Raw genomic sequence first — 20,139 nt, 5'->3', positions numbered from 1 at the left:
TTCGCGTGCCGCGCGGGCGGTGCCGCTTCCGGCCCGGCCCCGGTCCCGGCCCCGCCCCGGTCCGGCCGGGTGCCGGCGCGGGGGCGTCTCAGATGCGTACCTGGACCGCCCGGGCGAGCCGGTCGTGGAGGCCGCGGCCGTCGCGGTCCCAGATCAGCGCGGGGACGACCAGCAGGAGCAGCAGTGTCCGCGCCACGACCCGTACGGCGCCCAGCCGGTCACCGTTCTCGGCGATGACCCGCAGACCCATCAGCCGCTTGCCGGGCGTGCTCCCGACCGTGGTGACGGTGGTGACGCCGAGCAGCGCGAAGAGGACGAGCGCCCAGTTGTTGGCGGCCCTGAGCTCGCCGCCGGAGAGCAGCCCGTAGGCGATCAGGACGCAGAGCGCCCAGTCGATGAAGAGGGCGCCGGTGCGGCGCCCCACGCCCGCGACCGAGCCCGGCCCCTCCCTGGGCAGGCCGAGGCGCTCGCCGCGGTAGCCGAAGTCCACACCCATGTCCTCGGCCGCCGCGCGGGGGCCGGAGATCCACGATCCGATTGCGTGCCTGTTGTCCACCCGTCCACGGTACTGCGGCGCCCGGGCGGGCCCGGGACCGCATACGTTCCCCGCCGCGCGGACCGGGGCCGGCGACCCGGACGACCACCCCGGCGACGAGCGCGGCTCCGTGTTTCAACAGGCAGAAGGGACCACCGGCCGGTTAACCTCGGCGAAACAAATGGGTCACGCTCGGGAAATCCCCCAAACCTAAGGTCGATGCCAGCGTGCCACCGCACTGGCCGCGTTCCAGGCAATCCCGCCACCCCCCGGACGGCGGGCTAGGAGGAGTTGCATGTTCCAGAACGCCGACGATGCGAAGAAGTTCATCGCGGACGAGGACGTCAAATTCATCGACGTCCGATTCTGCGATCTGCCCGGCGTGATGCAGCACTTCACGATCCCGGCCGCCGCTTTCGACCCGGCCGAGGAGCTCGCGTTCGACGGCTCGTCGATCCGCGGCTTCCAGGCGATCCACGAGTCCGACATGGCGCTCCGCGCCGACCTCACCACGGCTCGTGTCGACCCGTTCCGCCGGGACAAGACGGTCAACATCAACTTCTTCATCCACGACCCGATCACGGGCGAGCAGTACAGCCGTGACCCGCGGAACATCGCCAAGAAGGCCGAGGCGTACCTCGCCTCCACCGGCATCGCCGACACGGCGTACTTCGGCCCCGAGGCCGAGTTCTACGTCTTCGACAGCGTGCGCTTCAGCACCGCCGCGAACGAGTCCTTCTACCACATCGACTCCGAGGCCGGCGCCTGGAACACCGGCGCCCTGGAGGACAACCGCGGCTACAAGGTCCGGTACAAGGGCGGCTACTTCCCGGCCCCGCCGGTCGACCACTTCGCCGACCTGCGCGCCGAGATCTCCCTGGAGCTGGACAAGGCCGGCCTGCAGGTCGAGCGCCAGCACCACGAGGTCGGCACCGCCGGCCAGGCCGAGATCAACTACAAGTTCAACACGCTGCTCGCCGCGGCCGACGACCTGATGCTCTTCAAGTACATCGTGAAGAACGTCGCCTGGCGGAACGGCAAGACCGCGACCTTCATGCCCAAGCCGATCTTCGGTGACAACGGCTCCGGCATGCACGTCCACCAGTCCCTGTGGGCCGGTGGCGACCCGCTCTTCTACGACGAGCAGGGCTACGCGGGCCTCTCGGACACCGCCCGCTACTACATCGGCGGCATCCTCAAGCACGCCCCGTCGCTGCTGGCCTTCACCAACCCGACGGTGAACTCGTACCACCGCCTGGTCCCGGGCTTCGAGGCCCCGGTCAACCTGGTCTACTCGCAGCGCAACCGCTCCGCCGCGATGCGCATCCCGATCACGGGCTCCAACCCGAAGGCCAAGCGCGTCGAGTTCCGCGCCCCGGACCCCTCCTCGAACCCGTACCTCGCCTTCTCCGCCCTCCTCCTGGCGGGCCTCGACGGCGTCAAGAACAAGATCGAGCCGGCCGAGCCGATCGACAAGGACCTCTACGAGCTCGCGCCCGACGAGCACGCCAACGTGGCCCAGGTCCCGACCTCCCTCCCCGCGGTCCTCGACGCCCTGGAGGCGGACAACGAGTACCTGCAGGCGGGCGGTGTCTTCACGGGCGACCTGATCGAGACCTGGATCGACTACAAGCGGACCCAGGAGATCGCCCCCATGGCCCTCCGTCCGCACCCGCACGAGTTCGAGATGTACTTCGACATCTAGAGCGACCGGCCTTCGCAGGCTTCCGGCTCCGGACCGCCGTCCGCGCACCCCGCGCGGGCGGCGGTCTTCGTGTGGGACCGGTGACGCGGTACCCGCGGGCACTGCCGTGGTGATGGACAAAACCTGAACCGGGAGTGAAGTGCCTCACAGCACACGCGGGGCCGGGCGGCCCGGGACACCGGCGGGGCCCTGCCGGATACGGCGGGTGAGACCGGGCCAGGCTCTGAGATGGGCTGGTGGAGCCGGTGGGGCCGAGCGGGATCGCACTCGCCGGGGAATTCCGGTTGCGGTTGCGGAACTACCGGTCGGTCATTTCGGGTCGGGGATTTTTTCGAGGCCGGTGTCAACGTTCGGCCCCCCGGCTCGATTAGCTGGTCACTGAGAGCGAACACCTCTCCGGCACGGATCCGGAACGGACCACGGACCACGGACCCAGGACCGCAGTGCCGGCCGCCTCTGCGAAAGAGAAGCAAGCCGTGAACGAAGTGCTCCTGCATGGACTGGTGCTGGCAACCGCCATGCGCGTGTTCACCCCTGACGCCGCACGTCTCGTACGCCGGGCCCTCGCCGCCGGCGTACGCGTCGGAACCGCCTCGCTGCTCGATCACCGGACCCCGCTCCCTGCCGTCCGGCCCCGCCCCGCCGGGGCCGCCCGCCCTTCCCGGTTCCGGAGAAGGGAGAGCGCGCGTGAGTGAGGACACGCCCCCGTCGCCGTCCGGCCGCGCTCTGCGAGCCCGCTCCGTGCAACTGCCGCGCGCCTTCTGGGCACTGCACCGCCAGTACTACCGGCCCTACCAGCGCTACGCCGAGCTCCAGCTGGGCGACCCCGGTGCGGCCACCCGGCTGGTGCACCAGGTGTTCATGGACCTGGCCACCCACTGGGACCAGCTGATGGAGGAGCCCAACCCGGCCACCTGCGCCTGGTCCCACCTCAAGCAGTGCATCGCCGACGAACTGCGGGACCGCGAGCCGGCCATGGCGGAGACGGCGGTCTTCAGCAGCGTCGCCCGGGTGGCACTGGAGTCGGTGCGCGAGCAGTTCGCCGCCATGGAGAGCAGGATCGGCCTGTACCCGGCGATCTCCCGGCTGCCCGACCGGCTGTTCGACGTCATCGTCCTCCGTCACGTCCTGGGCTATCCCTCCGACCGGACCGCCCACATCATGGGCATCACCGAGGCGACGGTCCGCTCCCATCTGGGGGCCGCCCGCCGGAAGCTCGAACGGGACCTCGGGCTCCCGCACGCGGGCCAGGAGCACCGATGAAGGAGACAGGAATTCCCATGCGACCGCCCCGTACGCTCGGCGAGCTCCTGGCCGACGCCGAAGTCCTCCGGCACGACTACGAGGAAGAGGAGATCGCCGCCTCCCGCCGCCGCATCGAACGCGATGTCGCCGAACTCCAGCGCCGCGCCGGTGGCGGCGGCCCGCTCCCGGCTCCGGCCGCCCACAGCGGACGCGCCGCCCTGCGCCACGCACAGCGGGCGGCGCCCCCGTGGGCGTCCTCCCGCAACGGCCGCGCCGCCGGGGACCTGCGCCACCTCGCGGCCTATGTTCTCCACAGCACCCCCGCCGCCCGGCACATCGGCCGGCTGGCCACGTCCCACCAGTTGGAGCCGGAAGGCGCCCTGGTCTTCGCCTGCCTCCTCCATCTCTCCGACCGCGAGGAAGTGGCGGAGTTCCTCTGGCAGTTCTCCGCGGGCGCCGGCAAGGCCGTATCCGCGCTGTGCCTGCATCTGCTCCACCTCCAGCGGGGCGAGCTCCGTGACGCCCGGCACTGGGCGCGGCAGGCGTCCGTCCTGGAGAACCACGCCCGGTCCGCCGACGGGGACACGCGGCCGGACGAGGGCGCGCAGGTCCCCGCCGCGCTCATGCTGCTGCGCACCAGGATGGGTCTGGCCAAGCTCGACCAGGGCACTGCCGGCCCCGGCGGCGCCCCCGGCCCCGCCACACCGGGTACGCCCGGGGTTTCCGGGCAGGCCCGGCTCTCCCGGTCCCTGACCGCCGCGGTCCAGCGCCTCGTCGCCGGGGCGGACCTGTACGAGGATTCCCTGCCCTGGCCGGACCGCGACCTCGCCCTCCGGCTGGAGCACTGCGGCGCCTCGTAGACGGCCCGTGCCCGCCCGGAGAAGCCGGGGAAAGGCCACGGGGCCACCACCCGGGGCGGGGTGGCGGCCCCTGAGACCCCGGAGACGGTGGGGGTCTCGGCCCGTACCTCAGCGCTTCGGCACGCGGGTTCGTCGGCACCCGCGTGCGCCGGCGCGTGAGGACCTCGATGCGGGCGTCCCCCGCGGACGGGTGCCGGCGCGGCTGCGCGCCGGCCCGTCGGCGGGGCGGCCCGTCAGTGGAAGAGCCTCAGCGGGACGGCGCGTCCCATGGCGGTCAGTCCCGCGTCGTTCGGGTGGAGGTGGTCGCCGCTGTCGTAGGCCGGGAACAGGCGCTCCGGGTCCTGCGGGTCGCGGACGGCCCGGTCGAAGTCGATGACGGCGTCGTACTCGCCGCTGGTGCGGATCCAGTGGTTGAGCCGCTGCCGCGCGGCCTCGTTCTCCTCGCTGTAGAAGCCGAGGGTGTCGTTCTTGAACGGGGTGACGGTGCCGCCGTAGATCTTCAGTCCCCGCTCGTGGGCGCGGGCGATGAGCTGGCGGTGACCGTTGATCAGGTCCTCCGCCGAGACCCGTTCGGACTCGGGGGCGACGGTCCCGGGGTGCCCGAGATCGTTGACGCCGAGCAGCACCAGGGCGTAGCGCGCGCCGGGCTGGGCGAGGACGTCGCGGTCGAAGCGGGCCAGGCCGCTCTCGCCGAAGTAGGCCGCGTACGCCTCGGCCTGGTGGCCCTCCGGCGGGTTGGGGTCGTGGAGGAGGCGGTTGCCGCTGATGCCCTTGTTGACGACGCCGACGCCGCGCAGCGCGGGCTTCTGCTGGAGGCGCCGGGCGAGGACGTCGGACCAGCGGTTGTTGGCGTCGAGGCCGGTGCCCGCGGTGATGGAGTCGCCGAGGGCCACGGCGGCTGCGGGCCGGTGGGCGGCCACGCTGACGCCGGTGAGGAAGTACCAGCGGTCGTTGGTCGCGGCGGGGCCGATGTGGGTGCGGCCGGTGACGTTGCCGTCGGCGACGTAGTTCGTCTGGTGGGCGAAGGCGGCCACCGTGGCGCCCGGGGTGCGGCGCGGGAGGTGGATGCTGACGACGAGGTCGGTGCCGGCCGGCACCCGCAGTTTCACCGGGTCGCTGAGCATCGGGGCGCCCGGCGGGACGGTGACGGAGCGCTTGCCGCCGAAGGTGAGTTTCCGGTCGGTGGCCGGGGCGATGGAGGAACCCGGTCCGCCGCCGGCCCGCCGGGCGATGTGTGCCTCGCCGATGAGCAGCCGCTCGGTGCCGAACTCGTTGGAGAAGCGGACGCGCAGGGTCTGGCCGGCGGTGCTCACCCGCACGACTTGGCGGAGGGTCTGGTCCTCGAAGACGGTGCCGTCGGAGGCCGGGACGGTCGTGGGGGCGGCGCCCCAGGTGCCGGTCCAGGAGGACGCGGTGCGGGCCGGGCCGCCGCCGTCCGGTCCGGGGGCGGCCGGGGCGGCGGGCGCCGAGCCCATCAGCAGGGTGCCGGTGAGCAGGGCAACGGCACCGGCCCGTACCCGGCTCCAGGGTCCGGGGCGGCGGCCGCCCCGGGGCCCGGGTGTCCGGGTGCTGTCGTCGTTCATGCTTCTCTCCTGGGGATCCGGTGCGAGGAGGACGGAGCGGCCCGCGGACCGACCGGCGGGCGGCGGGTCAGCCGCGGCGGGCGGGCCGGTCGAAGCGCCAGCCCTCGGAGCGGAGCTTCGGGATGATCCGTTCGACGGCCTCCACGGTCTGGCTGCGGTCGCCGCCGCCGTCGTGGAGAAGAACGACGGCTCCGGGGGAGAGGCCTTCCTCCAGACGGCTGACCAGTTCGTCGGTCCCCGGCGGGTCCCAGTCGCCGACCACCAGCCGCCAGCCCAGCGGCTGCATTCCCAGCCCGGCCGCGACCTCCGGGCTCTTGCCCCAACTGCCGTACGGCGCACGGAAGTACGGGATGCGGGCTCCCGGGGCGGCCTTGCGGATGGCGGCGGAGGTGCGCCGCAGGTCGGCCCGGATCTCCTTCTCGGACCAGGCCCCCATGTCGTCGTGGTGCATGCTGTGGTTGCAGAGCGTGTGGCCGCCCGCGACGATCTTCCGTACGAGCTCGGGGTGGGCCTCGACGTGGTCGCCCCAGAGGCAGAACACGGCCTTGACGTGCTGCTCGCGCAACACCTGGAGCAGGCGCGGGGTGTCGGCCGGGTTGGGTCCGTCGTCGAACGTGAGGGCGACGGTGTTGCCGCCGTGCCGGGTGGAGTCCACGATCGCGGGGGTGGCCTTGCCGCCCTGAGCGGGGCCGGGCCGGTGGGCCTGCGCGGCCGGCGCGGTGGCCGCGGTGACCGCCACGGCGGCCAGGCAGAGACCGGTGGCGAGCAGTGGGGAACCGGCCGGCCGGCGCCGTGAGCCCGGACGTCCCGTCCTGCCGGCCGGTGCCGGCGGGGCCGTGTCCCTCCCCTGCCGGGTGCCGCCGGGCCCGGGCCGGGGGGCGCCGTGCTCCCGGGGCTCGTTCCGGCCGGGTTCGCCGGCTCCGTTCCGGGTCGCGGATCTGGCCATCCCTGGCCCCTTTCTGACGCTCCGTGGGTGCGTGCTTGGTGCCCGGCCCGGTCCGTGCCGCCCGCGGAACGGGCGGCGGGGCCAGGGGGCGCACCGCCGTCGGCCCCTGCTCCCGCTGCATCCCCGCCAGCCGTTCCGGCCGAAATTTTCCGGAAGTTCCTGTCGGGCGGGGCAGACCTTAGGAACGGGCTTTCCCCCACGTCAAGGGGGTGCGAGCAGAGAGCGTCCGGCCGGGATGGGCCTTCTACCGGAAGGCGCAGGTCGTAGGCTGGCGAAAAATTTTCAGGGCCGTCGGGCGTCGCGCGCGGGTGTCGGACGGCGGAGGCGGTTCTCCCGACGCCTGTCTGATGACCGCGCCGGACCCTCCGTGACACCGTTCAGGAGGTTCCGTGCGACCCACCCCCCACACCCGCGCGGAACGGAGGGACCACGGATGCGTTATGCCTTCGACCCGGAGCTGGCCGCGGCGGTCGCGATGATGCCGGAGGTCGACATCAGCGATGTGGCCGCGGCCCGGGCCGCGCAGGCGGACCAGCTGTCCGCCGTCGTCGCCGCGGCCGACACCACCGGAGTCGAGGTCGAGGACATCTCCGTTCCCGGTCCCGAGGGCGCCCCGGACGTGCCGCTGCGGCTCTACCGGCCCCGGGACGCGCGGGGCCCGCTGCCCGTGGTCTACGCGATCCACGGCGGCGGCTTCGTCGTCGGCACGCCCGACGCCGACCACGAGGGCAACCTGCGGTTCTGCCGCGAACTCGGCGCGCTGGTCGTCTCGCCGGACTACCGGCTGGCGCCCGAACACCCGTACCCGGCCGCGCTGGAGGACTGCTACGCGGGTCTCTCGTGGCTCGCCGAGAACACCGCGGAACTGGGCATCCTGCCCGACCGGACGGCGCTGTGGGGCGACAGCGCCGGAGCCTGCCTGGCCGCCGCGCTCACCCTGCTGGCCGACGACCGCGGCGGTCCGGCGATCCGCTTCCAGTGCCTGGTCGCCCCCGCGCTCGACGACCGGCTGCGGACCGCCAGCGCCCGGCTCCACACCGACACCCCCGTCTGGAACCGGCACAACGCCCGGCTGAGCTGGGAGGCCTATCTGGGCCCCGGCACGCCCGGCTCCCAGGACGTCTCCCCGTACGCGGCGCCGGCGCGGGCCGGGACCAGCCTGCTGAAAGGGCTGCCGCCCGCGCACATCACGGTGATGCAGTTCGACCCGCTGCGGGACGAGGGCATCGACTACGCCCGCGCGCTGCTGGCCGCCGGGGTCCCCACCGAGCTGCACGTCCTCCCGGGGACCTTCCACGGAGCGGGCGCGGTGGAGCACGCCGCCGTCGTCCGGCGGATCACCGCAGAGATCACCGCCGTGCTCGCCCGGGCCCTCGGCCGATGAGCGCCCGGACGACGGGCCGCCGCCGGACGGTGGGCGTCCGGCCGGGCCGCATCCGGCCGGGGCCCCCGGACACCCGGGGGACGAGGGGCGCCGATGCGGCGGCCCCCGCTCACTCCGTGCCGGACAACCGCCAGGCGTACAGCGCCAGATGGGCGCGGAAACGGTCCTGCGGGTCTCTCAGCCGCCAGCCCAGCGTCTCCTCGACGTGCGCCAGCCGCGCCGCCACCGAGCTGTGGTGCAGATGGAGCTCCGCCGCGGCCTGCCGCAGCGAGCCGGTACGGCAGAACGCCGCCAGCGCCGCGATCCCCGTCCCGCCGCCCTCCCCGCCGCCAGCTCCGCCAGGGCCCGTACCTCCGGCCGGGCGCGCAGCCGCTCCGCCGGGATCTCGGCCAGCAGCGCGACGGGGCCGAGGTCGTCGTGGTCCGTCACGGCCTCCCCGGGCGTGCCCGCCACCGCGAACCGCAGCGCCACCCGCGCCTGCTGCCAGGAGACGCCGGCGTCCAGGGCCTCGGTGAGGCCGCCGACACCGGCCCGTACGCTCCGTTCCGCCCGCCCCGCGGGCTGTCCCGGCGCGCCCGGGCCGGCGGGGCGCGCACCGGCCGCCGCCCGCAGTTCCTCGGCCGGTGAGGCGGGGTCGCCGTCGGGCCGCTGGACGAGCACCGCCCCCAGCGGACCCACTCGCGCGATCCGTACGGAGCCGGGCAGACCGCTCCGCCCGAGCAGGGTGACCGTCTCCACTCCGATGTCGGGGGCGGGGCCGGCTCCGTGTCCGCTGCCGGGGGACGCGGCCTCCGCCCCGCCGGCGCCGTTCCCGCGATCCGCCGCGGGCGCGAGCGCGGCCGCGCCTCCTGTCCCGCCGGCGGAACCGGCCGCCCCCGGTGAGCCGGGCGAAGGGGTGTGCCCGCCGCCCCGGTCCCCGCCAGCGCCACCGCGACCACCCGCAGCGGCAGTTCGGGCACCAGGCCCAGCAGCCGCAGGGCCCGGGCCCGGTCCTCGACGGCCTCGCGTTCGGAGAGCACCAGTTCGACCAGCGCGGGGTCTGCCGCATGTGGTGGTTCGGCGGCGCGGCGCCGTCCGTCCAGCATCCGGGCGGCGATGGCCATCCATTCGAGCACCAGCTCGTCGAACGGGCCCGGCGCACCCGGGCGCTCGAGCCAGACCCGCCCGCCGGGTCCGGAGTCCGTGTCGCCGAAGAAGGCGCTGCCGGACACCCGTTCGGGCTCGCCCGGGAGCGCGGCTCCCCCGGGCCCGAACCGCACCCTGCGCCCGCCGGTCCGCTCCAGTCCGGCCGCGCACTGCGCGAGGCCGGCGGTGGACCGCACCAGCGACACGGCGTCGGAACCGGCGCTCATCAGCGCCTCGAAGTGGGCGATCACCCGCACCGCGGTGGCCGCGTCCGCGTCCAGTGCCGACAAGCGCAGCAACAAGCCCTTCACAGCCGCAGTCTAGAAAGGAGAACGGCATGCCCGACACCCCCACGTCGCCCGCGATCCCGTCCCGCGGATCCCGCGGAGGAGCGTTACGCGGAGGACCGCTGCCCGGAAGATCCCCGCGCACGCTCGTCGCCGCCCTGCTCGGCGGCGTCCTGCCGCTGCTGGCGGCCCTGTGCCTCGCCGCCGCCCCTGCCGCGACGGCGGCCGGCGCCGCGCCCGCCGCCCCCACCGCGCAGCTCGTCGAGGTGAACAACTTCGGCAACAACCCGAGCGGTCTGCGGATGCACCTGTACGTGCCGGACAACGTCGCGCCGCAGCCGGCGCTGCTGGTCGCCGTGCACTACTGCACCGGCTCCGGACCGGCGTTCCACAACGGCACGGAGTTCAAGTCCCTGGCCGACCGGTACGGCTTCGTCATCGTCTACCCGTCGGCGACCCGCAGCGGCCAGTGCTTCGACGTCTCCTCGCAGCAGGCGCTGCGCCGTGACGGCGGAAGCGACCCGGTGGGCATCAAGTCCATGATCGACTACGTGCAGCAGCGCAACAACACCGACCCGGACCGCGTCTTCGTCGTCGGCGCCTCCTCCGGCGCGATGATGACCAACGTCCTGCTCGGCAACTACCCGGACGTCTTAAAGGCCGGTGCGTCCTTCATGGGCGTACCGCACAGCTGCTTCGCCACCACCGACGGCTCCAGCTGGAACAGCGCCTGCGCCAACGGGCAGATCAACCGGAGCGGGCAGCAGTGGGGCGACCTGGTGCGCGGCGCGTACCCCGGCTACAACGGCCCCCGGCCGCGGGTGCAGATCTGGCACGGCACCCAGGACAACACCCTGCGCTACCCGAACTTCGGGGAGCAGATCAAGCAGTGGACCAACGTCCACGGCGTGAGCGAGAGCCCGTCGTCGACCGACCAGCCGCAGTCCGGCTGGACCCGCACCCGCTACGGCGGCACGGGCGACCGGACCCCCGTCGAGGCGATCAGCATCGCGAACACCGGCCACAACCTGCCGCAGGGCGGACAGGCCGCGCGGGCGATCACCTTCTTCGGCCTGGACGGCGCCGGAGCCGCCGCCCGCTAGGCGGCGGCCGCCCCGCCCCCGGCGTGACCGCCGGGGCACAGAAACCGGCCCCTCGCCTCCCTCGCGCCTCCCGGAGGGGCCTTCTCCGGCCCGGTGCGCGTTGGCAGGATGCTCGGTATGACGACCTTCGACCGTCCCATACCGCCGCTGACCGCCGACGAACGCACCGGGCTGGAGGCCTGGCTGGAGTTCCAGCGCGAGACGCTCGCCGTCAAGTGCCGCGATCTGACGGACGAACAGTTGCGCGAGGCGGCCGTCCCTCCGTCGAAAATGACGCTGCTCGGCCTGGTGCGGCATCTGGCCGAGGTGGAGCGGAACTGGTTCCGGCGCATCCTCCTCGGCGAGGACGTCCCGCCCGTCTTCGGCGGCGCCGCCGATCTCAGCGAGACGGACGGCGGTTTCGACCTGGGCGACGGGCTCGGCCGCGACGAGGTCCTCGCCCGCTGGCGCGCGGAGATCGACACCAGCCGGAAGATCTGCGCGGCCCGCGGCCTGGAGGACACCGGTCTGCTTCCGCCCAATCCGGGCGTGGAGGGCCCGGTGAACCTGCGCTGGATCTACGTCCACATGATCGAGGAGTACGCCCGCCACAACGGCCACGCCGACCTGATCCGCGAACGCGTCGACGGGGTCACGGGCATCTGACCCGTCATCACGCCCCGGCAGCCGGTGGACCGGAGGATCGGCCCGGTCCGCTGTCCGTCCGCGGAGCCCTTCCGCCGCCCGGTGTCATCCTGCCCGTCGGGCGGGCAGCGTTGACAGCAGTTCGGTGATGCGGGCGTCGATGTCGTCGCGGATCCGGCGGACGAGGTCGAGCGGGGCGCCGCCGGGGTCGGCCACGGGCCAGTCGAGGTAGCGGCGGCCGGGCACCACCGGGCAGGCGTCCCCGCAGCCCATGGTGATCACGATGTCGGCGGCCCGGACGACCTCGTCGGTCAGCGGCTTGGGAAAGGCGCCCGCCGGATCGACGCCCGCCTCCTCCAGAACCCGCACGATGTGCGGCTCGATGGCGTCGGCCGGGTGCGTGCCGGCCGAGGAGACGGTGACCCGGCCGGCGGCCCGGTGTCCCAGCAGCGCGGCCGCGAGCTGAGAGCGCCCCGCGTTGTGACTGCACACGAACAGCACCCGCGGCAGCCCGGCACCCGGCGCGCCCCGGACGTGAACCAGGGCGTCGAGGCGTTCGGCGGTGAAGCGCTCGGCCAGCACCACCAGGTGGGTTCGGACACGCGCCGTGGCGGCGAGACGGCGGTAGGAGTCGACGAGCAGGCCCTGCACGGTCTCGACCGCGAAGCGGTCGGCGTGCAGGGTGGCCAGCCGGGCGACGCCGGCGGCCAGACGCTCATCGGGCAGGAGGGAAGGCGGAGAAGCGGGCATGAGGGACCCTTTCCACGGGCCGATGGGTCAACCGGGGCCGGCACCAGCACCGGGTGGCGTGACAATATCAGCCTGCGGTGACGTCAGTCGATACTGACCTGACTGCCCCGTCCGGCCGCCTCCCGGGCGGACCCCCGGACAGACACTCCCCGGGCACGTCCGACAGCACGGACGGGGCCGTCAGGTACGCGGGGCGAGCATGGCGGCCATCGCGGCGACCACGGAGGGGGCGACCCGGTAGTAGACCCAGGTCCCGCGCCGTTCCGAGGTGAGCAGGCCGGCTTCGCGCAGCTTCCTCAGGTGGTGGGAGACGGTCGGCTGGGAGACGCCGACGTCGGAGATGTCGCAGACACACGCCTCGCCGCCCGCGTGCGAGGCGATCCTGGAGAACAGCCGCAGCCGCACCGGGTCGGACAGCGCCTTGAACATCGCGGCCGTCTTCTCCGCGTCGGCCTGAGACAACTCCCCGGCGGTGATCGGCGGGCAGCACGGCACCACGTCCCCGGCATCCAGGGCGGGCAGCTCGGCCCTCTCGAACTTCGACATGTGTCTATGTTGACACTCATCGATGCGGCGTGGCAAGCTCCGGATGCACCAGACATCGACAGGCGTCGAATCAAAGAGCCGTGGCGACCCCGCCCGTCCGGACCGGCCCGCCGCACGGTTCACCGACGCGCCCCACCCACGCAAGGAGACCCATCGCCATGAGCGAGCAGCAGCTTCCCGTCGCCGTCATCGGAGCCGGCCCCGTGGGCCTGGCCGCGGCGGCCCACCTCGTCGGGCGCGGCATCGAACCCCTGGTCCTGGAGGCCGGGCCGGCCGCCGCCTCCGCCGTGCGGGAGTGGAGCCATGTGCGCCTGTTCTCCACCTGGGGCGAGGTCATCGACCCGGCCGCCGAGAAGCTGCTCGCTCCCACCGGCTGGACCGCACCGGACGCCACGGCCTACCCCACCGGCGGCGACTGGGCCGAGCTCTACCTCCAGCCGCTGGCCGACGCCCTGGGCGACCGCGTCCGCTACGGAGCGCGCGTCACCGGCGTCTCCCGCGCCGGCCGCGACCGCATCGTCGACGCCGACCGCGAGGCCCAGCCCTTCGTCCTGCACCTCACCACCGACGGCGGCCACGAGGAGCGCATCACCGCACGCGCCGTCATCGACGCCTCCGGCACCTGGACCACACCCGGCCCGGCCGGGGCCGCCGGCCTGCCCGCCCTCGGCGAGAAGGCCGCCGCCGACCGCGTCACCTACCGCGTGCCCGACCTCAACGACCCGGTCGTGCGAGCCCGTTACGCCGGCAAGCGCACCGCCGTCATCGGCTCCGGCGCCTCCGCCTTCACCGCGCTCGCCACCCTCGCCGAGGTCGCCCGGGACGAGCCCGGCACGCACACGGTGTGGGTGCTGCGGCGCGGCATCGGCGGCTCCACGTTCGGCGGCGGCGAGGCCGACGAACTCCCCGCCCGCGGCGCCCTGGGGCTCGCGGCCAAGGCCGCCGTCGACAACGGCCACGCCGACGCGGTCACCGGCTTCCGCACCGCGGCCGTCGAACGGGACGCCGACGGACGGCTGGTGCTCACCGGCGAGGACGGCCGGCGCCTCGACCCGGTCGACGAGGTCATCGTCCTCACCGGCTTCCGCCCCGACCTCTCCTTCCTGTCCGAGCTCCGCCTCGGCCTGGACGAACGCCTCCAGGCCCCGGTCGCCCTGGCCCCGCTGATCGACCCCAACCAGCACTCCTGCGGCACCGTCTACCCGCACGGCCACCGGGAGCTGTCCCACCCCGAGCAGGGCGTCCACCTGGTCGGCATGAAGTCCTACGGCCGCGCCCCCACCTTCCTGGCGATGACCGGCTATGAGCAGGTCCGCTCCGTCACCGCCGCGCTCGCGGGCGACACCGAGTCCGCCGACCGGGTCGAACTCACGCTCCCCGAGACGGGCGTGTGCGGAGGCGCCGGCCTGTTCGACGACCCGGCCGCCACCGCACAGGGCGACAGCGGCGGCGGCTGCTGCGCCCCGGCACCGGCCGATGCCACGGCGGGTGCCACGGCGGGCGGCGGCTGCTGACCGCACCGCCCCGGCCGGCGGGGCCGCGACCGGCACAGGGGTCCGGTCGCGGCCTCGCGCCCGCGCAGGACGACGGCGGACGACCGTCGGAAACAAGTCGAGTTCAATGCCCGGCGGGATGCCTCCCCGGGCGGACCGTTCTAAGCCACCTCGACGCCGTACTCCTCGACCAGCTCCACCAGACCGCCCTCGTAGCCCCTGCCCCCGGTGACGAAGTCCCAGTCGCCGTTGGCGCGCTTCCGGAAGGAGCCGAGCACCAGGGCGGTTTCCCCGGGGCGGCCGTCGGAGACGTCCAGGCGGCCGAGTTCGGCGCCGCTCGGGTCGGACAGCCGGATGCGGGCGTCGCGGAAACCGGAGAGGTCCGCACCGGGGTCGGCCTCGGGGTCGGTGGCGGCGACGAGCACCAGGCGGTCCGCCGCCGTGGGCAACTCGTCGAAGCGGACCCAGACCGCGGCCCGGTCGGCACCGGTGCCCGGCATCGTCCGGACGGTGCCGTCGGGGTTGGCCGGATTGTTGAAGAAGACGAACTGGTCCTCGTCCAGGACGCGGTTGCCCTGGCAGACCAGTGCGCAGATGTCCAGGGCGGCTCCGCCGGTCCAGCTCATGCCGAGCACACTCGTGCCGTCGAGGTCCGCGTCGAGGGCGTCGTCCGGGGCCTCCGGCCCGGAGACATCCGGTGCGGGGGCACTCGCGGGACCGGAACCCCGGCCGGAATTCCGCGCCGGCTCCCCCAGCCGGCCCCGCAGCCCGTTCCGGCCGAGCAGGTCGAGCAGTTCCCCGCCGCCGAGCAGGGTCAGCGGCTTGCCGCCCGCGAAGGCGTGTGAGCCCGGCCCGAAGCGGGAGGTGGTGACCAGGATGCCCTTGTTGGCACCCGCCGCCTGAACCGTGCCGTAGAGGTCACGGACCGCGCTCGGCGGGACCGTGTTGCGGTAGCGCTTCACCTGGACGACTATCTTGCCCCCGCGTATCGGGTCGGGGTCCAGCGCGTCCACGTCCACACCGCCGTCGCCGGACCTCTGCGTGGTGACCGCCTGCATCCCCATGGCGCGGAACAGCTCGGCGATCAGCTCCTCGAACTCGACCGGGTCCATGGCGTACAGATCCGGTTCCTCCCCGTCCTCGTCCGCGCCCTGCGAGACGGAGGTCCGTCCGCCCGCCTCCGGCAGCCGCCCGGGCCGTACCGGGACACGCTTCTCCGGCCGGGGCGAGAGCTGCCCGCGCAGCCCTTCCGTCAGGCAGTCGGGCGCGGACACCTGGTCCAGCCGCAGCCTCTGGAACTCGGCCCGCGTGACCATGACCGTGACGAGGAAGACCTCCTCGCGCTGACCCGTGGCCGGGTCGGTGCCGTCCACGAAGCCGTTCAGCGCCACGGAGTCGAGCATCCCGAACCCGTCCGCCGCGAACAGATGGTGCAGCGTCAGCAGCACGCACTGCGCCAGCACGTCCCGGTACAACTCGCGGCGCTCGGCGGCCGGCCGCTGGGTCTCCTTCTCCCGGTCCGCGCCCGGCATGTAGCGGACGGCGGAGATCGCGGGGACGATCTCCGGGCCGGGCAGCTCCCAGTTCAGGACGTACTGGCGGGCGGCGGCGTCGTACGAGGCGGTGAGCCGGCGGGGGAAACCGTCGGGCCAGCCCCCGGCCGCGTACAGCGCGGCGGAGAAGTACTCCACCACCGCCCGCTCGTCGTCGCCCCGGCGCAGGGTTTCCTCCAGCCCGGCCACGCCCGCGTTGTGGGCACGGATCTCCGCCAGCCGGGCGTCCGCCCACCGCTGGTATTCCTGCCGGTACGCCTCCAACTGCCGTACCCGCTGGGCCTCCGCGGCCTGCGCCTGGTGCCAGGCGTGCTCGTAGCGTGCCCGGGCCTCCTCCTGCGCCTGCCGCCCGGAACCGAAACCCCAGCCGCCGCGCGTCTGCGGCGCGAAGGCGGCGGGGTCGGGCATCGGGACGGGGTGCGACAGCTGCCCCGGGGAGAACGGCTCCAGTTCTTCCGGCATCAGCAGCGCCCGGGGCGAGAACGGCGGCACCGCACACCCCGCCGCCAGCAGTCCCCGCAACTCCTCGACCCGTGCGTCGAGTTCGTCGGTACGGCACCGGGCGTCGGCTTCACGCCGCTGCCGGTACGCCGCCTGCTGCTCGCGCTGCGCACGGGCGGCGGCCCGCTCGGCGGCCCGCTGCTGCCGCTCCTGCTCGCGCTGGTGCCCGACCCACGCCCGCTGCTGCATCTCCCGCTGGCGCTGCTGCTGCCGCTGGATCTCCGACCAGGTACCGATCAGTCCCTGACTGCGACGGCTCATACGGCTCAGGCCCCTTCCCCCGGACATGCGACACACGCCGGGATGCTGCCCTTCCGCTGTCCCGCGCTCGTCAACTGTAGAACGTAGAACAAAACTTCTGGGCGGGTTGAGCGAAGACTCGGTACACAGGCGCTACGTCTGGTAAGGGACGCGGACAGGCGCGAGCGTCCGGCGCCGGTGGTGCTCCGGTGCCGGACGCTCGGGATTCGCGAGGGTGAGTTCGGCTAACCTCGCCGGTCCTGCGCCGTGTACGCCACGAACTCGCCCCAGGCGGAGGGGGACAGGGCGAGCCGAGGACCCTGCTTGTTCTTGGAGTCCCGGACGTGGACGGTGCCGGGGCAGGCGGCGACCTCTACGCAGTCGTCTCCGCTGCCGCTGCTGTGACTCGACTTGCGCCAGGAGAGGGCGACCTCCACACAGTCACCATCCCCGCCGCTGCTGTAGCTGCTCTTGAACCAGGCCAGTTCGTTGCTGCTCATACGGCTCCTCGCATCCGCTGCAACAGGCTCACGGAGTCTTCGAGGGAGAGAGCCTGTGAACGCATCCTGGCATAGCGCATCTGGAGAACGCTGATCTCTTTCGAGTCAGAAACGAACAGGCCGCTACGCTGGCCCTCGCTATAGGCGAACCATCGGTTCTCGGGCGTCTCCAGCAACTGCACCGGACCGTCCAACCCTGCATGGGCCTCCCTGGCCACGGGCATGACCTGCACTTCTACGTTCCTCAGCGCCGCGAGCCCCAGCACATGGTCGAGCAGCCCTCGCGTGACCTCCGCCCCACCCGTCCGCCGCAGGAACAGATGCTCCTCCAGAATGAAGCTGAACGCCGTGTTCGGCCGCTCCCGGAGCAGGCGCTGCCGCTCCGCCCGGGCCGCCCACTGGGCTTCGATCTGGTCGTCGTCCAGCGGCGGCAACTGGTTGGCGAACAGCGTCCGCGCGTACGCCTCCGTCTGCAACAGCCCCGGGATCAGGCGGCATTCGTACGTGGACAGCGTGATCGCCTCCGCCTCGAACTGCGCCCACTGCTTGAACCAGTTCGCCAGCCCTTTCTGCCGTGACAGATAACGGGCCGCGCCCCGCAGGGTCCCGAAGGCGTCCAGGACCTCCTCCGCCCGCTCGACGAACTCCCGGGGCGGGAAGCGCCGCCCCTGCTCGATGGACGCCACCGTGGGCGTCGAGTACTGCACCAGGGGCGCGAGCTCCTCCTGGGTCAGCCCTGCCCGGTTGCGGAACGACTTGACCACCGCCCCGAACGCCTTGAGGCTGTCCGGCACTCCGGGCTCGCAGCTTCTCCCCTGACTCGCCTGGTGCAACTGGTCTCTTTGCACCGCCTCGCCGGCCACGCTCGCGTCGCCGCCCGTACCGATCGCGTCGTTCGGCATCCGACGCCACCTCCACACTCCCGCCTCGCCGCACTTGCCAACTCACGCATGGTCACGAGCAGTTACGGGCGCCGTCCACTGTCCGTGCGGGTACGCGCGCGGAGCGTACCGGTCGGCGATCTGGCGAGCGATGAAAGCCGCTGGTCAGAGGCGTATACCACAGAGCACCAGACACCCGGGGGTTGGTCACCGTACGTGTGTTCCCGCGGCGTCGGCCGCCGTACGAAGCCACCGTCACGCGCCCTTCCGGCCGTATTGCCGCGCCTTTCGGCCCACCCGTACATTGGGAGCGCTCCCATACCTCCACCCCCAAGTCGCCGAGCGGCCCCGCCCGCGCCGGTCCACCGCTCCGCCGGCAGCCCCCGCGGCGGAGCTCAACTCCGCGTGCCGCGAAGTGCCGTGAAGGACCTGAAGGAACGAAGGGAACACCCCCCATGACCAGAACACGGCACCTGCTCTCCGGCCTGGTCGCCCTCGTGGCGCTGCTCCTCGGTATGGCCTCCACCGCCTCAGCCGCCTCCGCCGCCCACGCCGACTCCGACGCCGCGCCCGTCCGCGTCATGCCGCTCGGCGACTCGATCACCGACGGCTTCAACGTTCCCGGCGGATATCGCGTCGACCTCTGGCAGAAACTGGTCGCGGGCGGCCACGAGATCGACTTCGTCGGCTCGCAGGCCAACGGACCGGGCAACCTCGGCGACCGCGACCACGAGGGCCACTCCGGCTGGACCATCGCCCAGATCGACAGCAACATCGAGAGCTGGCTGAAGACCTACACCCCCGACACGATCCTGCTGCACATCGGCACCAACGACATGTACGGCGGCGACCCGGGCGGCGCCCCCGCACGGCTCGCCACGCTGATCGACCGCATCACCGCCCAGGCGCCGGACGCGCACCTCTTCGTGGCGACGATCGTGCCGCTGGCCTGGGGTGACGCGACCGTGCGGACGTTCAACGCGGCGATCCCCGGGATCGTGCAGAGCAGGGCCGACGCCGGCAAGCGGGTCCACCTGGTCGAGATGTACAGCAAGCTGACGACGGCCGACCTGGCCGACGGGGTGCACCCCAACGCCACCGGTTACAGCAAGATGGCCACCGCTTGGTACGAGGCACTCCTGTCCGTGCCGGGCAGTATCGGCGCCGACGCCACCTCCGCCCCGGCGGTCGAGCGGCAGACCGCCGCAGCGCGGAGCTAGCCCGCCCCTTCGTGAAGCGGGCTGCCCGGCGGATGGCCCGGCACCCGAGAAGCGCCTCCGACCGGCAAGAACGAGGATCGTTGAGGTCCTTGCTCCTGCCACCGTCGGAGGCGCTTCGCCGCACCTGCCCGCCCTCGACCCGGTCGATGACACCCACCGGCGGCAGATGCGCGAGCGGCTCACCGCTCAGCACCGTTGCGGCAGCGGACCCTGCGCGATGCCGATGAAGACCTCGATCGCCTCCGCCGTCAGGTCCCGCACCGAGTCCTCCCCCCAGGTTCCGCCACATGGCCGCGATCGGGACTGCGCCTCCTCCGGCGACGACGGTGCTGAGCCGGGGGACTTGGCACCGGCTGCGCGGCGGCCGGGCGCCCGCCCTGGAATCATGAAGCCCGTAGTCGCAGGACGTGCGTGCGAGCAGCGAGCAGTGAGGAGCCGGTGTGGACGCCGAGGCGTGGGACGAGCGGTATCGCGGCACGGAGCTGGTGTGGTCGGCCGGGCCCAACCGGTTCGTCGCGGAGGAACTGGCCGGGCTGCCCGCCGGGCGGGCCGTGGATCTCGCCGCCGGTGAGGGCCGCAACGCCGTCTGGCTGGCGGAGCAGGGCTGGGACGTGGACGCCGTGGACTTCTCCCCCGTCGCCCTCGCCAAGGCGGAGCGGCTGGCCGGGGAGCGCGGGGTGACGATCCGGACCGTGCGGGCCGATCTGACCGAGCCGGCGGGGGCGGTCGAACCGGCGGCGTACGACCTCGCGCTCGTCGTCTATCTGCAGCTGCCGTGGCCCCTGATGGCCGAGGCGCTGCGGCTGGCCGCCACCGCCGTACGGCCCGGCGGGACCCTGCTGCTGGTCGGCCACGACTCCGACAACCTCGAACACGGTTACGGCGGCCCGCAGTCCCCCGACGTCCTCTACACCGCCGATCGGGTGGCCGATGTGTGGCGGCCCCACGCCCGCATCCTGCGCGCCGAGCCGGTCGGCAGGCCGGTGGAGACGGACGAGGGGCCGCGCACCGCCATCGACGCCCTGGTCCGCGCCGAGCGGGTCTGAGGGCAGGCGGGC

General features: G+C 73.4%; 19 protein-coding genes. 10 read left to right on the top strand and 9 right to left on the bottom strand.

Annotation, left to right across the window (positions count from 1 at the left end; all coding sequences use genetic code 11):
* Positions 1-88: 88 nt before the first annotated feature.
* The gene (locus E4N63_RS24185; RefSeq protein WP_125624036.1) at positions 89-556 is read right to left on the bottom strand and encodes an RDD family protein; all 468 of its coding nucleotides are present in this window, start codon (positions 554-556) and stop codon (positions 89-91) included.
* A gap of 274 nt (positions 557-830) precedes the next feature.
* Between E4N63_RS24185 and glnA the strand changes: the two genes are divergently transcribed.
* The 3 genes from glnA (at position 831) to E4N63_RS24170 (ending at position 4,345) form a co-directional block, all read left to right on the top strand.
* On the top strand, positions 831-2,240 hold the full coding sequence (gene glnA, locus E4N63_RS24180; protein WP_019709389.1) for a type I glutamate--ammonia ligase: 1,410 nt from the start codon (positions 831-833) through the stop codon (positions 2,238-2,240).
* Positions 2,241-2,927: 687 nt separating this feature from the next.
* Positions 2,928-3,503 (top strand): sigma-70 family RNA polymerase sigma factor, encoded by a 576-nt coding sequence (locus E4N63_RS24175; protein WP_230241689.1) that lies wholly within the window; start codon positions 2,928-2,930, stop codon positions 3,501-3,503.
* A gap of 17 nt (positions 3,504-3,520) precedes the next feature.
* Complete coding sequence (locus tag E4N63_RS24170) at positions 3,521-4,345, top strand: hypothetical protein (protein WP_230241688.1); 825 nt, start codon at positions 3,521-3,523, stop codon at positions 4,343-4,345.
* A 233-nt stretch (positions 4,346-4,578) separates the two neighbouring features.
* On the opposite strand, the gene E4N63_RS24165 is transcribed toward E4N63_RS24170, so the two are convergent.
* The gene (locus E4N63_RS24165; RefSeq protein WP_230241687.1) at positions 4,579-5,928 is read right to left on the bottom strand and encodes an SGNH/GDSL hydrolase family protein; all 1,350 of its coding nucleotides are present in this window, start codon (positions 5,926-5,928) and stop codon (positions 4,579-4,581) included.
* Positions 5,929-5,995: 67 nt separating this feature from the next.
* Positions 5,996-6,667: a polysaccharide deacetylase family protein gene (locus E4N63_RS24160; protein WP_230241686.1), complete on the bottom strand. Its 672-nt coding sequence runs from the start codon at positions 6,665-6,667 to the stop codon at positions 5,996-5,998.
* Between the two features lie 640 nt (positions 6,668-7,307).
* On the opposite strand from E4N63_RS24160, the gene E4N63_RS24155 reads away from it, so the two are divergent.
* Entirely contained in the window at positions 7,308-8,258 is a 951-nt protein-coding gene (locus E4N63_RS24155; RefSeq protein ID WP_230241685.1) for an alpha/beta hydrolase, read from the top strand.
* A 109-nt stretch (positions 8,259-8,367) separates the two neighbouring features.
* Here E4N63_RS24155 and E4N63_RS30790 read toward each other — a convergent pair whose 3' ends face one another.
* Positions 8,368-9,306: a helix-turn-helix domain-containing protein gene (locus tag E4N63_RS30790; RefSeq protein WP_268271549.1), complete on the bottom strand. Its 939-nt coding sequence runs from the start codon at positions 9,304-9,306 to the stop codon at positions 8,368-8,370.
* A 134-nt stretch (positions 9,307-9,440) separates the two neighbouring features.
* On the opposite strand from E4N63_RS30790, the gene E4N63_RS24145 reads away from it, so the two are divergent.
* From E4N63_RS24145 to E4N63_RS24135, 3 genes are all read left to right on the top strand, one after another.
* Positions 9,441-9,707, top strand: coding sequence for a hypothetical protein (locus E4N63_RS24145; protein WP_230241684.1), 267 nt, complete (start codon positions 9,441-9,443; stop codon positions 9,705-9,707).
* A 13-nt stretch (positions 9,708-9,720) separates the two neighbouring features.
* Complete coding sequence (locus E4N63_RS24140; RefSeq protein ID WP_230241683.1) at positions 9,721-10,773, top strand: PHB depolymerase family esterase; 1,053 nt, start codon at positions 9,721-9,723, stop codon at positions 10,771-10,773.
* A gap of 117 nt (positions 10,774-10,890) precedes the next feature.
* Positions 10,891-11,418 carry a DinB family protein gene (locus E4N63_RS24135; protein ID WP_125624042.1) on the top strand — a complete coding sequence of 176 codons (528 nt, stop codon included), beginning with the start codon at positions 10,891-10,893 and terminating at the stop codon, positions 11,416-11,418.
* 84 nt (positions 11,419-11,502) lie between these two features.
* Here E4N63_RS24135 and E4N63_RS24130 read toward each other — a convergent pair whose 3' ends face one another.
* Together E4N63_RS24130 and E4N63_RS24125 are read right to left on the bottom strand one after the other, a co-directional pair.
* Positions 11,503-12,147: a low molecular weight phosphatase family protein gene (locus E4N63_RS24130; RefSeq protein ID WP_125624043.1), complete on the bottom strand. Its 645-nt coding sequence runs from the start codon at positions 12,145-12,147 to the stop codon at positions 11,503-11,505.
* A 180-nt stretch (positions 12,148-12,327) separates the two neighbouring features.
* Positions 12,328-12,693: a helix-turn-helix transcriptional regulator gene (locus E4N63_RS24125; RefSeq protein WP_230241682.1), complete on the bottom strand. Its 366-nt coding sequence runs from the start codon at positions 12,691-12,693 to the stop codon at positions 12,328-12,330.
* A 158-nt stretch (positions 12,694-12,851) separates the two neighbouring features.
* On the opposite strand from E4N63_RS24125, the gene E4N63_RS24120 reads away from it, so the two are divergent.
* Positions 12,852-14,207 carry an NAD(P)-binding domain-containing protein gene (locus tag E4N63_RS24120; protein WP_230241681.1) on the top strand — a complete coding sequence of 452 codons (1,356 nt, stop codon included), beginning with the start codon at positions 12,852-12,854 and terminating at the stop codon, positions 14,205-14,207.
* Positions 14,208-14,347: 140 nt separating this feature from the next.
* Here E4N63_RS24120 and E4N63_RS24115 read toward each other — a convergent pair whose 3' ends face one another.
* The 3 genes from E4N63_RS24115 to E4N63_RS24105 all read right to left on the bottom strand — a co-directional run bounded on the left by E4N63_RS24115 (position 14,348) and on the right by E4N63_RS24105 (position 17,813).
* Positions 14,348-16,501: a restriction endonuclease gene (locus E4N63_RS24115; RefSeq protein ID WP_230241680.1), complete on the bottom strand. Its 2,154-nt coding sequence runs from the start codon at positions 16,499-16,501 to the stop codon at positions 14,348-14,350.
* A 224-nt stretch (positions 16,502-16,725) separates the two neighbouring features.
* Positions 16,726-16,980: a DUF397 domain-containing protein gene (locus E4N63_RS24110; protein ID WP_230241679.1), complete on the bottom strand. Its 255-nt coding sequence runs from the start codon at positions 16,978-16,980 to the stop codon at positions 16,726-16,728.
* The gene (locus E4N63_RS24105; RefSeq protein WP_230241678.1) at positions 16,977-17,813 is read right to left on the bottom strand and encodes a helix-turn-helix transcriptional regulator; all 837 of its coding nucleotides are present in this window, start codon (positions 17,811-17,813) and stop codon (positions 16,977-16,979) included. The genes E4N63_RS24110 and E4N63_RS24105 overlap by 4 nt, the downstream gene beginning before the upstream one ends.
* 503 nt (positions 17,814-18,316) lie before the next feature.
* On the opposite strand from E4N63_RS24105, the gene E4N63_RS24100 reads away from it, so the two are divergent.
* Both E4N63_RS24100 and E4N63_RS24095 read left to right on the top strand, forming a co-directional pair.
* Positions 18,317-19,081 carry an SGNH/GDSL hydrolase family protein gene (locus tag E4N63_RS24100; protein WP_230241677.1) on the top strand — a complete coding sequence of 255 codons (765 nt, stop codon included), beginning with the start codon at positions 18,317-18,319 and terminating at the stop codon, positions 19,079-19,081.
* A gap of 440 nt (positions 19,082-19,521) precedes the next feature.
* On the top strand, positions 19,522-20,127 hold the full coding sequence (locus E4N63_RS24095) for a bifunctional 2-polyprenyl-6-hydroxyphenol methylase/3-demethylubiquinol 3-O-methyltransferase UbiG (RefSeq protein ID WP_230241676.1): 606 nt from the start codon (positions 19,522-19,524) through the stop codon (positions 20,125-20,127).
* Positions 20,128-20,139: the final 12 nt, after the last annotated feature.

Origin of the sequence: Streptomyces sp. MNU89 (assembly GCF_020982505.1) — a bacterium.
GTDB classification, from domain to species: Bacteria; Actinomycetota; Actinomycetes; order Streptomycetales; family Streptomycetaceae; genus Streptomyces; species Streptomyces xinghaiensis.
This window is presented reverse-complemented; position numbering and strand designations above follow the sequence as displayed.

Excerpts from the sequence above, each read along its gene's own strand:
- glnA (WP_019709389.1), top strand. The coding sequence starts at position 831 with ATGTTCCAGAACGCCGACGATGCGAAGAAGTTCATCGCGGACGAGGAC.
- E4N63_RS24170 (WP_230241688.1), top strand. The coding sequence starts at position 3,521 with ATGCGACCGCCCCGTACGCTCGGCGAGCTCCTGGCCGACGCCGAAGTC.
- E4N63_RS24165 (WP_230241687.1), bottom strand. The coding sequence starts at position 5,928 with ATGAACGACGACAGCACCCGGACACCCGGGCCCCGGGGCGGCCGCCGC.
- E4N63_RS24155 (WP_230241685.1), top strand. The coding sequence starts at position 7,308 with ATGCGTTATGCCTTCGACCCGGAGCTGGCCGCGGCGGTCGCGATGATG.
- E4N63_RS30790 (WP_268271549.1), bottom strand. The coding sequence starts at position 9,306 with ATGCGGCAGACCCCGCGCTGGTCGAACTGGTGCTCTCCGAACGCGAGG.
- E4N63_RS24140 (WP_230241683.1), top strand. The coding sequence starts at position 9,721 with ATGCCCGACACCCCCACGTCGCCCGCGATCCCGTCCCGCGGATCCCGC.
- E4N63_RS24135 (WP_125624042.1), top strand. The coding sequence starts at position 10,891 with ATGACGACCTTCGACCGTCCCATACCGCCGCTGACCGCCGACGAACGC.
- E4N63_RS24130 (WP_125624043.1), bottom strand. The coding sequence starts at position 12,147 with ATGCCCGCTTCTCCGCCTTCCCTCCTGCCCGATGAGCGTCTGGCCGCC.
- E4N63_RS24125 (WP_230241682.1), bottom strand. The coding sequence starts at position 12,693 with ATGTCGAAGTTCGAGAGGGCCGAGCTGCCCGCCCTGGATGCCGGGGAC.
- E4N63_RS24120 (WP_230241681.1), top strand. The coding sequence starts at position 12,852 with ATGAGCGAGCAGCAGCTTCCCGTCGCCGTCATCGGAGCCGGCCCCGTG.
- E4N63_RS24115 (WP_230241680.1), bottom strand. The coding sequence starts at position 16,501 with ATGAGCCGTCGCAGTCAGGGACTGATCGGTACCTGGTCGGAGATCCAG.
- E4N63_RS24110 (WP_230241679.1), bottom strand. The coding sequence starts at position 16,980 with ATGAGCAGCAACGAACTGGCCTGGTTCAAGAGCAGCTACAGCAGCGGC.
- E4N63_RS24100 (WP_230241677.1), top strand. The coding sequence starts at position 18,317 with ATGACCAGAACACGGCACCTGCTCTCCGGCCTGGTCGCCCTCGTGGCG.